Origin of the sequence: uncultured Halovibrio sp., assembly GCF_913056445.1 — a bacterium.
Lineage (GTDB): Bacteria > Pseudomonadota > Gammaproteobacteria > Pseudomonadales > Oleiphilaceae > Halospina > Halospina utahensis_B.
The window spans coordinates 1-12,210 of record NZ_CAJXMA010000082.1 but is presented as its reverse complement, the minus strand read 5'-3'; the positions used below and the strand labels follow the sequence as shown (position 1 = coordinate 12,210).

At 64.0% G+C, this 12,210-nt stretch carries 15 protein-coding genes; 13 read left to right on the top strand and 2 right to left on the bottom strand.

Translation table 11 applies throughout. The features are described from left to right. Positions 1 to 9 precede the first annotated feature (9 nt). The 9 genes from QZ501_RS12850 to QZ501_RS12810 all read left to right on the top strand — a co-directional run bounded on the left by QZ501_RS12850 (position 10) and on the right by QZ501_RS12810 (position 8,087). Positions 10 to 150 (top strand): protein phosphatase CheZ, encoded by a 141-nt coding sequence (locus tag QZ501_RS12850; protein ID WP_295720005.1) that lies wholly within the window; start codon positions 10 to 12, stop codon positions 148 to 150. Positions 151 to 161: 11 nt separating this feature from the next. After that, positions 162 to 2,417, top strand: coding sequence for a chemotaxis protein CheA (locus QZ501_RS12845; RefSeq protein WP_295719999.1), 2,256 nt, complete (start codon positions 162 to 164; stop codon positions 2,415 to 2,417). 62 nt (positions 2,418 to 2,479) lie between these two features. Next, on the top strand, positions 2,480 to 3,658 hold the full coding sequence (locus QZ501_RS12840; RefSeq protein WP_151439311.1) for a chemotaxis response regulator protein-glutamate methylesterase: 1,179 nt from the start codon (positions 2,480 to 2,482) through the stop codon (positions 3,656 to 3,658). After that, the gene (locus QZ501_RS12835; RefSeq protein ID WP_077531619.1) at positions 3,658 to 4,401 is read left to right on the top strand and encodes a flagellar motor protein; all 744 of its coding nucleotides are present in this window, start codon (positions 3,658 to 3,660) and stop codon (positions 4,399 to 4,401) included. Before QZ501_RS12840 ends, QZ501_RS12835 begins: the two co-directional genes overlap by 1 nt. Positions 4,402 to 4,411: 10 nt before the next feature. Continuing rightward, positions 4,412 to 5,140, top strand: a complete 729-nt coding sequence (locus QZ501_RS12830) for an OmpA family protein (RefSeq protein ID WP_151439312.1) — start codon at positions 4,412 to 4,414, stop codon at positions 5,138 to 5,140. A gap of 152 nt (positions 5,141 to 5,292) precedes the next feature. Then, the gene (locus QZ501_RS12825; RefSeq protein WP_151439313.1) at positions 5,293 to 6,102 is read left to right on the top strand and encodes a ParA family protein; all 810 of its coding nucleotides are present in this window, start codon (positions 5,293 to 5,295) and stop codon (positions 6,100 to 6,102) included. Positions 6,103 to 6,123: 21 nt separating this feature from the next. Next, positions 6,124 to 7,053, top strand: a complete 930-nt coding sequence (locus QZ501_RS12820; RefSeq protein WP_295719996.1) for a chemotaxis protein CheW — start codon at positions 6,124 to 6,126, stop codon at positions 7,051 to 7,053. A 93-nt stretch (positions 7,054 to 7,146) separates the two neighbouring features. Continuing rightward, positions 7,147 to 7,641 carry a chemotaxis protein CheW gene (locus tag QZ501_RS12815; protein WP_151439315.1) on the top strand — a complete coding sequence of 165 codons (495 nt, stop codon included), beginning with the start codon at positions 7,147 to 7,149 and terminating at the stop codon, positions 7,639 to 7,641. Between the two features lie 23 nt (positions 7,642 to 7,664). Continuing rightward, complete coding sequence (locus tag QZ501_RS12810) at positions 7,665 to 8,087, top strand: DUF2802 domain-containing protein (RefSeq protein ID WP_160898885.1); 423 nt, start codon at positions 7,665 to 7,667, stop codon at positions 8,085 to 8,087. On the opposite strand, the gene QZ501_RS12805 is transcribed toward QZ501_RS12810, so the two are convergent. Beyond that, positions 8,084 to 8,380 carry an EscU/YscU/HrcU family type III secretion system export apparatus switch protein gene (locus QZ501_RS12805; RefSeq protein WP_160898884.1) on the bottom strand — a complete coding sequence of 99 codons (297 nt, stop codon included), beginning with the start codon at positions 8,378 to 8,380 and terminating at the stop codon, positions 8,084 to 8,086. The two genes, QZ501_RS12810 and QZ501_RS12805, sit on opposite strands and share 4 nt — an antisense overlap. Then, a complete protein-coding gene (locus QZ501_RS12800; protein WP_295719992.1) occupies positions 8,373 to 9,830 on the bottom strand; it encodes a flagellar hook-length control protein FliK in 1,458 nt (485 codons plus the stop codon). The genes QZ501_RS12805 and QZ501_RS12800 overlap by 8 nt, the downstream gene beginning before the upstream one ends. Positions 9,831 to 9,939: 109 nt before the next feature. On the opposite strand from QZ501_RS12800, the gene ccmA reads away from it, so the two are divergent. The 4 genes from ccmA to ccmD all read left to right on the top strand — a co-directional run. Beyond that, complete coding sequence (ccmA, locus tag QZ501_RS12795; RefSeq protein ID WP_151439319.1) at positions 9,940 to 10,575, top strand: cytochrome c biogenesis heme-transporting ATPase CcmA; 636 nt, start codon at positions 9,940 to 9,942, stop codon at positions 10,573 to 10,575. Beyond that, positions 10,562 to 11,290 carry a heme exporter protein CcmB gene (gene ccmB / locus QZ501_RS12790; protein ID WP_295719987.1) on the top strand — a complete coding sequence of 243 codons (729 nt, stop codon included), beginning with the start codon at positions 10,562 to 10,564 and terminating at the stop codon, positions 11,288 to 11,290. Before ccmA ends, ccmB begins: the two co-directional genes overlap by 14 nt. 20 nt (positions 11,291 to 11,310) lie before the next feature. Then, the gene (locus tag QZ501_RS12785; RefSeq protein ID WP_151439320.1) at positions 11,311 to 12,048 is read left to right on the top strand and encodes a heme ABC transporter permease; all 738 of its coding nucleotides are present in this window, start codon (positions 11,311 to 11,313) and stop codon (positions 12,046 to 12,048) included. Between the two features lie 18 nt (positions 12,049 to 12,066). Beyond that, on the top strand, positions 12,067 to 12,210 hold a 144-nt coding region (gene ccmD / locus QZ501_RS12780), incomplete at its 3' end, for a heme exporter protein CcmD (protein WP_363174788.1).

Below are 12,210 nucleotides of genomic sequence, written 5' to 3'. Positions count from 1 at the left end.
ATTGCCGGTGTGGTCCATGACTATGGTGACAAGGGCCAGGAAAGCGATGTCAGCAGCAAGGGCGAGGGCCCCCAGGTCGACGACTCGCAGCAGGATGTGGTTTCCGGACAGGACGAGGTTGACGACCTGCTGTCCAGTCTCGGCTTTTAAGGAGACGTTGCATGGCGTTGGATGCGGACGAAGAGATCCTCCAGGACTTCCTGGTTGAGTCCGGTGAGATACTGGAACAGCTCTCTGAACAGCTGGTTCAGCTTGAGAACAACCCCGATGATATGGATCTGCTCAACGCCATTTTCCGGGGGTTCCACACCGTCAAGGGCGGTGCAGGCTTCATGCAGCTGGATGCCCTGGTGGACTGCTGTCACAAGGCTGAGAATGTCTTTGACACGCTGCGTAACGGCGGACGCACCGTCGATTCGAACCTGATGGATGTGGTGCTCAAGGCGCTGGACGTGGTCAATACCCAGTTTGACGAGGTCCGCAGCCGCGAGGCGCCCACACCCGCCGACCCACAGCTTCTTGAACAGCTGGCGCGGCTGGCGAAACCGGAAAGCGAGGATACCGGTGGCGCCGGATCCGCCCAGCCGGCCGTGGGGCAGCAGGCAGGACAACAGGCCGAGGGCCAGGAAGGGGATATCACCGACGATGAGTTCGAGCAACTGCTTGATGCCATCAACCCCGGGGACCAGGAGGCTTCTGGCGGTGCGCCTGCGGGTGAGTCCACCGGCTCGGGGGGTGCGGGCTCATCGGACGATGATGACGAGATCAGCGAGGATGAATTCGAGGCCCTGCTGGATCAGCTTCACGGTGAGGGGAAGCACGCCGGTGCGCCGGCGGATCCGGATGCCATCAGCACCGGGGGTAGCGGTGCTGATGGCGGCGGGAACTCAGAGGCCGTAGACGAGACCCAGTCCAGCGGCAGTGACGATGAAATCAGTGAGGATGAGTTCGAATCCCTGCTGGATGAGCTGCACGGTCCCGGCCAGTTCAAGCCGGATGCGGCGGAGACCGCCGGCCAGGGTGGCGCCTCTGGGAGTGAACCCGAAGCGCCCGCCTCGGCGGCTCCTGAGAAGGAGAGTGCCGCCCCTTCACCCGATAAAGGCCAGGCGGCCAGTGCCGGAAGCGCTGGTGCGGCGGCTCCGCCGGACGAACCGGCCCGGTCCGCGGGCGGAGGCGCCGGCGGAGGGCAGAAAGGCGGAGACCAGAAGCCCGCTTCCGGTGGTGGGGGCGGTGGCAAGGACCAGGCTGCTGCTGCCGCGGAGTCCACTGTCAGGGTGGATACCCGTCGTCTCGATGACATCATGAACATGGTGGGTGAGCTGGTGCTCATCCGTAACCGGCTCAAGCGCCTCAGTGATGAACTGGAAGACGGGCGCGTTCAGAAGACGGTGTCCAATCTGGATGTGGTTACCGGGGACCTGCAGTCTTCCGTGATGCAGACCCGGATGCAACCGATCAAGAAAGTGTTCGGGCGCTTCCCCCGGGTTGTCCGGGACCTGGCGCGCAGCCTCGAGAAGGAAGTGAACCTCAGCATGAGCGGTGAGGACACTGATCTCGACAAGAACCTTGTCGAAGCCCTTTCCGACCCGCTGGTGCACCTGGTCCGCAACGCCGTGGACCATGGCGTCGAGATGCCGGATGAGCGCGAGCGCAACGGCAAGCCGCGCGTCGGCCGAGTGGCGCTGTCCGCGGAGCAGGAGGGCGATCACATCCAGCTGGTGATCGAGGATGATGGCGGTGGCATGGACCCCGAGGCGCTGCGCCGCAAGGCGGTCGAGAAAGGCGTGTACGAGCAGGAAGCGGCTGACCGCCTGACGGAGAACGAATGCTACCAGCTGATCTTCGCCCCGGGTTTTTCCACCAAGGCCGAGATTTCAGACGTCTCCGGGCGTGGGGTGGGCATGGATGTGGTCAAGACCAAGATCAACCAGCTCAACGGTTCCATTGATATCGACTCGGAGCTGGGCCGGGGCTCGCGCATCGTGATCAAGGTGCCCCTGACCCTGGCCATCATGCCGACGCTGATGGTGAAACTCGAGGATCAGCCGTTCGCGCTGCCCCTTGTGAACGTGGTGGAGATCTTCCATCTGGACCTGAGCAAGAAGAACATCGTGGACGGGCGTGAGTGCATCGTGGTCCGGGATCACGTGTACCCGCTGTTCTACATCAAGAAATGGCTGGTCGAGGGTGCCTCCGTGGAGACCGACGATACCGATGCCCATGTGGTGGTGGTTGCGGTCGGTACCAAGCGCGTGGGCTTTGTGGTGGATCAGCTCATCGGTCAGGAGGAAGTGGTCATCAAGCCGCTGGGCAAGATGCTCCAGGGAACGGCGGGTATGGCCGGGGCCACCATCACCGGGGACGGCACTATAGCGCTGATTCTTGACGTGCCCAGCCTCCTGCAGCATTACGCCTGACAACCGGTCCGCCTCACCGGCGCAGCAGCACCGCGGGCCGGACCCAGTGATTGGAGTCTTGGATGACGGTTTCCGTCCTTGTTGTTGATGATTCCGGGTTTTTCCGAAAACGCCTGAGCGAGATTCTCTCCGCCACCGGAGAGCTTCAGGTCGTGGCTACCGCCACCAACGGGCAGGAAGCCCTGAGCCTGGTTGAGAAACACCGCCCGGATGTGATCACCATGGACTACGAGATGCCGGTCATGGACGGCATTACCGCAGTCCGGAAGATCATGGAAAGCCGTCCCACCCCGGTCCTGATGTTCTCCTCGCTGACCTACGAGGGCGCGCGCGTGACTCTGGATGCCCTTGAGGCGGGGGCGGTGGATTTCCTGCCCAAGAACTTCGAGGAGATCGCCCGCTCCTCGAGCCGGCTCCAGGAGATCCTGCGCAAGCGCCTGCTTGAAGTGGCGCGGAGTCATCCCGGCCGTGGTGGAGGCACCGGCGCCGGTGCAGGATCGGCGCCGGCGAGCGGAAGCAGTGATACTGCTTCCCCCGCCGCCCGTGAGCAGGCTCCCCGTCGACCAGCGACGCCGGAACGCCGGCAGCGGTCCGATTCCCGTCAGTCAGCCACCGTGGCGTCTGAACCCGCCGAAAGCAGTAGTGGCAGCCAGCGCCGGACGGCGGCGCGTCATTACGACGTTGTGGCCATCGGCACCTCCACGGGAGGGCCCATCGCCCTGCAGAAAGTGCTGGCGGAGCTGCCCGCCAGCTTTCCGGCCCCCATCATCCTGGTCCAGCACATGCCGGCCAGTTTCACGCTGGCTTTCGCGGACCGGCTGGACAAGCTCTGCCGCATCAAGGTGCGACAGGCCCAGGATGGTGATCCCCTTGAACCCGGCGTCGCACTGCTGGCGCCGGGCGGACAGCAGATGCTGGTTGAGAAGAAGGGGGGAACCGGCCGCATCCGGGTGATACCGGACGATGGCCGCCTCAACTACCGGCCATGCGTGGATGTCACTTTTGGTTCCATCGCGCGTGGCTATCCCGGGAAGACGCTGGCATTGATCCTGACGGGCATGGGCGCGGACGGTAAGGAGGGCTGCCGTCTGATGAAGCAGTCCGGCTCCGTGGTGTGGTCCCAGGATGAGAAAACCTCGGTGATCTACGGGATGCCCATGGCCGTGGCCAAGGCGGGGCTGACCGATGAAGTGCTGCCGCTGGACCGGATTGCGGCCCGGCTGATCGAGGGCGTCACCTGATGGATCCGCTCAGCCTGCTTGGGGTCATACTGGCATTTGCCGCGCTGCTCGGGGGGACCGTCCTCGAGGGTGGCACCCTGGGCTCGCTGATCAACCTGCCCGCCGTGGTGATTGTCATTGGCGGCACCCTTGCGGCCATTACCCTGCAGACACCAAGCGGTGTGCTGCGCCGGGCCACGGTGCTGCTGCGCTGGGTTTTCTCGCCCCCGGACGTCAGTATGGGTGACGGCGTTGAGAAAGTGGTCGGCTGGAGCATGAAATCCCGTAAAGACGGCATTCTTGGCCTTGAGTCGGTGGCTGAGCAGGAAACCGAGCCCTTTGCCCGCAAGGGATTGCAGCTGCTGGTTGACGGTCTGGAGCCGGAAACCATCCGTTCCATGCTTGAAACCGACCTGGAATCCCGGGAGCAGGGCGACCTGGAAGCCGCCCGGGTGTTTGAGTCCATGGGGGGGTATGCGCCCACCATCGGCATCATCGGGGCGGTCATGGGCCTGATCCAGGTCATGACGCACCTCGAGGATCCGGCCCAGGTGGGAACGGGTATCGCCACCGCTTTTGTGGCCACCATCTACGGCATCGCATTGGCGAACCTGCTGTGCTTCCCGGTGGCCAGCAAGCTCCGGAGTCTGGTCCATTACCGCAGCCGCTATCAGGAGATGATGATCGACGGCCTTCTCAGTGTGCTGGAAGGAGAGAACCCGAACACCATTGAACTGCGGCTGCAGGGTTTCATGCACCGCTGAGGAGCCCACCATGAGACGCCGCCGCAGTGACAGCGAAGGACCAAGCAACGACCGCTGGCTGGTGTCCTATGCCGATTTCGTCACGGTGCTTTTCGGGTTCTTTGTTTTTCTCTATGCCATTTCCACCGCCGAGCAGGATCAGGTCCGCAAGCTTTCCGACGCCGTCCAGGGCGTGTTCACGGGAGCGCCGCGGACCATGACCCCCATCCCCATCGGTGAACCGATTACCGCCCCGGTTGAATCGGGCAGCGCTGACCAGGGGTTCTCCGATCCGGGATTGCGAGAGGAGCTGGGCAGTGCGTTGGAAGGGCTGGTGGGAAGCGACCAGATCCGTTTCCGTGAAGGTGCGAAGTGGATGGAAGTGACACTGCCCGGGGATCTGGTATTCCGCAGCGGCGGCGTGTTGCCCGGCCCCGAGGCGCAGACCGCAATTGTGCGTATCGCCGGTGTGCTGGCATCGCAGGATAATGCCATTGTGGTCGAGGGCCATACCGACAACCTGCCGATCCGAACCGGCCGGTTCCCCTCCAACTGGGAACTCTCCGCAGCGCGTGCGGGGGCCGTGGTGCGCCTGCTCGAGGACAGCGGGATCGATGGTGAGCGGCTGGCAGCGCTCGGTTATGGCGACAATCACCCCGTGGCCCGTAATGACACTGAACGCGGGCGGGCGCGTAACCGCCGTGTCACCCTGGTTATTGGCGCGGAGGGGAGCATTCCGGCGGCACCGGGGCAACGCTGAAGCTGGCATGGAATCTGCTTATACGTCGTCAGCAGTCAAAAGGACGGCGACGCCCGGTAATGAAGGGGCGGCGTCGGCACGGAGCCGCCGCAGCGGGTTTCCGGCGGCAAGGGTTGGCCGCGGCAGGACCATGAACGTCAGGGGAGTAAAGGGTGCGAATCTGGACAGTGGCGAATCAGAAGGGTGGCGTGGGCAAGACCACCACCGTGGTTGCACTGAGTGGATTGCTTGCCGATGCGGGGCATCGCGTACTGATGGTGGATCTGGATCCCCATGGCTCGGTGACCACCTATTTCGGCCATGACCCGGATGCGATTGAGCATTCGGTGTACGACCTTTTCCAGCACGAGGGAAAGGTGGCGCCCGGGCTGCCAGCGCAACTGATCACCGAGACTGCTCACCCGGGGCTGCACCTGATGCCGGCCTCCAGTGCCCTGGCCACGCTGGAGCGCCGCAGTGTTGGTGTTTCTGGCATGGGGCTGGTGATCTCACGTTCGCTGTCCACGCTCTGGGACGATTACGACTATGTTCTGCTCGACAATTCCCCTTCATTGGGGGTGCTGATGATTAATGCTCTGGCGGCGGCTCAGCACCTGCTGATGCCGGTGCAGACTGAGTTCCTGGCCCTCAAGGGGCTGGACCGGATGCTGCATACCCTGCAGATGGTTATGAAGAGTCAGAAGAATGAACTGGGCTATACCATCATTCCAACCATGTACGACCGGCGGACCCAGGCCTCGGTTCAGAGCCTGAACCAGTTGCGACGGGATTACGGCGACGAGCTCTGGCGGTTCGCCATCCCGGTGGACACACGTTTACGGGATGCCAGCCAGAAAGGCGTGGTGCCGACGGCTGTCTCCCGGGATTCCCAGGGGATACGTGCGTATCGCCGCCTGCTCTCCGATCTGCAGGAGAAGCTGGGTGATGACGGGCGTAGCCCCCAGAGCGCGGAGGCGCGGTAGATCCGCGGAGGAGACCGGACAGTGGCAGGGCGTGGCAGCAACAGACCGGATTCCATCATCGGGGATTACCTTGATGAACTCCTGTCGCCTGGTGATGACAGCCCCTGGGCAGAGGAGGGCGATGGTGGAGCTCCGGAACGTCGGCGGGCCCGTGCGCGCCGGGCCCAGCCCAGCTCTCGGCAGCTGGCCGAGGCGGAGAGACCGGCTCTGAACCAGGCGCTGGTGAGTCCGGTCATCCGGAGCCTTGAGCAGGCCCCCGAGGACCCCCTGGAACCTGAGCCGGAACCGGAACCAGAACCGGACGTTGAAGCACTGTCCGAACCTGATACGCTTGCTGAGCCAGAGCCAGAGCCAGAGCCAGAGCCAGAGCCAGAGCCAGAGCCAGAGCCAGAGCCAGAGCCAGAGCGGCAACAGGTTATTTCCGAGGCGGTGGACGCCCCCTCAGAACCGGTTGCGGAGATGGGAACCTGGCGTAATGGTCGCCCGCCCTGGGCCCAGGAGGGGTTTGAGTGCCTCATTTTCCGGGTGGCGGGGCTTCAGCTGGCGGTGCCGCTGGTGCTGCTGGGGCAGGTGCACCGTCTTGAGCGGGAACTCACCCCGTTGTTCGGTCGGCCGGACTGGTTCATGGGCTTGCTGCGCGTGGGCGGGCATACCATCAGGGTTGCCGATACAGCACGCTGGGTCATGCCGGAACGCTACCGGGATGAGTTCCGTGACGGCTACCGCTTCGTGATCCAGCTCGGGGACAGCGCCTGGGGGCTGGCGTGCGACAACGTGGCCCAGTCCTTCCACGTCCAGCCGGACGAGGTGAAGTGGCGCAGTGAGGGTGGCCGGAGGCAGTGGTTGGCAGGCACCATAAAAAAGGAAATGTGCGCCCTGCTGGATGTGTCCCGGATGGCTGCACTTCTGCAGAAAGCGGAAACCGAGCGCAATCCGGATCTTGACCGCTGAGAATAGCGGGGAGTGGCACAGTTTGTGCTCTGTTCTATAGTGCAGGGTGCGCAGTGATGAAATATTGACAGTTGCCCGGACAGAGAGGCGGATATGGCGACCCAGAGCATTCAGAACGCGGCCCAGCAGAGCAGTGATGACCCGGTGCTGCAGTATGTGACCTTCCGGCTGGCGGATGAGACCTATGGCCTCAACGTCATGCAGATCCAGGAAGTGCTGCGGTACACAGAAATCGCGCCGGTGCCCGGGGCGCCGGATTACGTACTTGGCATCATCAACCTGCGCGGCAATGTCGTGACGGTGATCGACACCCGGCGGCGTTTCGGGCTGCCGGATGGTGAAGTCACGGATTCCACGCGCATTGTGGTGCTTGAGGCAGAGGAACAGGTAATCGGCATCCTGGTGGACGCTGTGGCCGAGGTCATCTACATCCGCCAGAGCGAGATTGAGAGCGCACCCAATGTGGGTAACGAGGAAAGTGCCCGCTTCATTCACGGTGTCTGTAACCGTGAGGGTGAGCTGGTGATTCTGGTGGCATTTGAGAAAATGCTGACCGACGAGGAGTGGGCCGAGATCGAGGCGCTCTAGGTGGTCAGCGAAAGGAGGCTGGCATGGACATGATCGACACACTTCTTCCCTGGGCTGTTACGGCTCTGGCGATTGCACTGGTGGCGGCGCAGGGCGTCGCCAACCGGGTCCGGATGAATCGTATGGAGGCCCACTGGCGCCAGCGCTGTGATGACCTGGGCCGGGAGCTGCACGCGGTCAGCAGTGGCAGCATGGGGGTAGGGCGTCGCCTTGTGGCCTGTGAACAGTCCCTTCACCGCCTCAGTGGTGCCCTGGAGGAAATGCGGCTGAACGACCCCCTCCGGGTGCCCTATGACGAAGCTTCCAAACTGGTGGAGCTGGGTGCCGGTACCGAGGATCTGATGAACTCCTGCGGTATCTCCCGCCCAGAGGCGGAGCTGGTGTCGGCTTTGCGCAAGGGCCAGACCCGGAGCCAAGAGCATGCCGGGACCGACGAGATCGTCTAGCCTTTCCGTCTCCCATCCTGGAAATCTTCCGGGGTGAATCCCTGGAGATAGAAGCTGTAGGCCAGGATCTCGGCAATGACCCGATAGAGTGTTTCGGGAATCGCCTCGCCGAGATCCAGCCGGCTGAGCAGGGCCGCCAGGTCCGGATCCTCATAGAGCGGCACCCCATTCTCCTGTGCAACGCGAATCATCTCCCGGGCCAGTTCGTCCTGGCCGGTGCCCGAGACAGTGGGGGCGTTCGCGCCGTCATAGGTCAGGGCGATGGCCGCCTCGTGATCGCGGTTGTCAGGCATGTTCGTCCACCAGTTGCTGGGTGAGCCGGGTGATCCGGGCCGGAGGCTGTCCCTCCATGCATTCCACCGGTACCACGTCCAGATCCAGTTTCGAAAGCGCCGTTTCCAGTCGTTCCCGGGTGTTTTCAATCAGCTCGGCGGTCGCCGGTTTCTCGGCCCAGACCTGGGTTCTGAGCTGGCGTCCACGGAGGTTGATTTCAAAGTAAAGCGGACCCGTGGTATCGAAGGACAGGGCCAGCGTCAGCTGCCATTCCCGCTCAAGGGATCGGCTGTCACTGGCATCGTCCGGGTCCGCATCCCGAGGGCCGTACTCCTCCAGACGCCCCTGGAGAATCCGCACCTCCTGGTTGCCTGATACCCAGGGCAGCTCCAGGATCCAGGTCTGGTTGGGGGCATTGGCATCGGCTCCAGCGCTGGCGGCCTGTGAATGGAGCTGATTCACCGTCAGCCGATTGATCATGCCCGCCAGGAGCCGGAGCATTTCCCCGGCCCCCATGGAGCTGCTGTTGCCGCCGGGGGCCGCGCCGCTGCTGGAGCCGGTCGCTGGCGATGTGGGGAAGCGCAGGGCGCCGGTGTCGTCCATTGAGGAGGTGGTCATGGGGCCAAGCTGGCCGATGAGGCGGTGAAGGCTGGCGCCGCTCTGATCGGACGAGGTGCCGGTCACCCGGGACAGCAGCTGGGCGGCCAGCTGGATCAGCTGGCTTTTGAGGTCGGCACGGGGTTGGGCAGCGCTTTCCGTGGCGCCTGATGGGGGCTGGTGGAGCATGCTGGACTCCCGGAAGAGCCCGCTCTGGCTTATCCATTCACGGACCTGGGCGCCGCTCATGCTGTCCAGGGCTGGCAGTCCGGTAGGGCCACTGGCGCTGTTGGTGGTGACCGTTGCGGAACCGGTTGCTATCCCCACCCCGGGCGTTGCCGCAGACTGGGGGGGCGCTCCGTTTGAGCCCATGGCTCCCTGCACCGATCGCGGTGCCGTGGGCATGAGCTGGGTAAGCTGGGCCAGACCCTGACGGATCTGCTGGGGCAGCGCCGGGTCATTGGTCTGGGCGGCGAGGCGGCTGAGGCCCTGCCCCAGGTCATGCTGAAAGGGAATCCGGTTGGCCAGTGACTGGCTCAGGGTGCTGCGTGAAGGCTGCTGAAGGCTCTCTAAAAGGCGCAGTTCATTGCCCGCCCGCATGACCTTCACCATGGTGCCCGTATCCAGCGGCTGGTCGCTGCGCACGGGCAGCTTCTGGCCTCCTACCTCCAGCAGCAGGCGGGTCCCGGGGGCCGCCCGGGTGCCGTCACCGGCCGCGCGGCTGCCACCCTCGGCCTGCAGCAGCCGGGCAAGTCGGGGCTCGCCCTCACGCAGCCCCGCGCGCTCAAGCTGTGTCGCCAGACGGGCGGGGTCGGCTCCGGTGGGCTGGCTGCTGCCGGTTCGAGTCAGCAGCGAAAGAACAGGCACTTTCACGACGGTATTCCCCGTGGCCGTTGATGGCGGCAAAAGCCGGTCGTTTTCTATATAATAGGCGCCCGGCGGGGGCAGACCCAACCCGCAGAACCCACCGGCCGGATGGACCATGACCAGTACCCTGCTCGAAGCCCGGCAGATCCACTGTGAACGCGATGACCGCCCCCTGTTCAGCGGCCTTGACTTCAGGGTCGGCAGCGGTGAACTGTGGCGGATCGCCGGACCCAATGGTGTGGGCAAGACCACTCTTCTACGGATACTGGCAGGCCTGAATCCCGCTTTCGAGGGGGAGCTGCTCTGGCAGGGGGAGCCGGTGCACCGGGTCAGGACCCAGTACCAGGCGAATCTGCTGTTTCTGGGGCACAATGCGGGCGTTTCATCTTCTCTCACTGCCTATGAGAATCTCGCCGGATGGCAGGCCATGCGCACGCCCGCGGTGCCTGAACAGGTGATGGCGGCACTGGCGGATGCGGGGCTTTCCGGGTATGAGGACCTCCCGGCGGCGCAGCTCTCCGCGGGGCAGCAGCGACGGGTGGCACTGGCACGCCTGTATCTTTCCAGCGCCCCTCTGTGGATTCTGGATGAGGCCTTCACGGCCGTGGACCGGGAGGCGGTGGCCCAGCTCGAGGCCCTGCTTGCCAACCGCGTGCGGGCCGGGGGCGCGGTCATCCTGACGACCCATCACCGCCTGGCGCTGGAAGGGGTTCAGGTACTGACACTGGGGGAGGGCTATGATGCGGTCTGAACCCAGGGTCCCGGTACGCCTTCAGGAACAGGAGGGCGGCTGGCCGCGCGCGGCTGTTGAGACCGTGCGCCGGGAATGGCTCATTGCATTCCGCAACCGCCAGGATCTGATGAATCCGCTGGTGTTCTTTGTACTCATTGTCTCGCTGTTCCCGCTGGGGGTAAGCCCTGAGCCGGAGTTCCTGCGGCAGGCCGGTCCGGGCATCGTCTGGGTGGCAGCACTGCTGTCCATACTCCTGTCCCTGAACTTGTTGTTCCGCAATGACTATGCGGATGGGCATCTGGAACAATGGGTGCTGTCCCCCCAGCCGCTGGCGCTGCTGGCACTGGCACGGGTTGCCGCCGTATGGGTCACCACGGTGTTGCCACTGGTGCTGCTGGTGCCCGTGCTGGCTGTCATGCTGCACCTGAGCCCGGGCACCGGGCTGGTTCTGGTTCTGACGCTGCTGGTGGGTACGCCCGTTCTGGTGCTGGTTGGCGCTATCGGTGCCGCGCTGACGGTGAGCCTGCGTGGCAGTGGTGTGCTGCTGGTTCTGATCATGACCCCCTTCTATGTGCCGGTGCTGATCTTTGGCACCGGAGCGGTGACGGCCGCCGTGGAAGGCGCTTCCATCACCGGGCATCTGGCCCTTTTGGGGGCCATGCTGTCGCTGGCAGTGGTGCTGGCACCGCTGGCCATCGCCGGAGCGTTGCGCATCAGCGTTTCCAATGGGTGAAATGAACTGAGGATCGCCACATGTGGCAATGGTTTCACAAACTGGGCTCCCCCAAGTGGTTCTTTGGCATCGCCGGCCGGCTGATGCCCTGGCTGGGATGGTCGGCCCTGATTGTCCTGACAGCGGGCGTGGTCTGGGGGCTGTTGTTCGCGCCCGCCGACTACCAGCAGGGGGACAGTTACCGCATCATCTTCATCCATGTACCTTCAGCCTATCTCGGGCAGTCACTCTATGTGGCCATGGCCGTCGCCGGTGTGGTGGGGCTTGTGTGGCGGATGAAGATGGCGGACACCTTCATCGCTTCCGCCACGGCGGTGGGAGCGGCCATGACATTCCTGGCGCTTCTCACCGGGGCGGTCTGGGGCAAACCCACCTGGGGCACCTGGTGGGTCTGGGACGCGCGCCTGACCTCCATGCTGCTGCTGCTGTTCCTGTACCTGGGGGTGATGGCGCTGCGTGGTGCCATGGAGGATCCGGACGTGCGTGCACGCGCCAGCGCCATCCTGGTGATTGTGGGCGTGGTGAACATCCCCATCATCAAGTACTCGGTGGAGTGGTGGAACACGCTGCATCAGCCGGCAACCATCAAGGTGACGGAGGCGCCCTCCATGCCGGCCAGCATGTGGGTGCCGCTGCTGATCTGCCTGCTGGGATTCCACCTGCTTGTGGCCTGGCTGATTCTCTGGCGCATGCGTAATGACATTCTGTTAAGAGAGCGGCGCGCACGCTGGGTTCGGGACTGGGTTCTGGCACAATAGGGGCCTCGGAGGCGATATATGCAGTTCGATTCATTCCAGGCACTGATCACGATGGGAGGCCACGGGGCCTACGTCTGGTTCAGTTACGCCACCTTCATACTGGTGATCCTGGGGCTGATCCTTGCCACCGCTATCCAGCGTCGGCAGGTCATTAAGCATCAT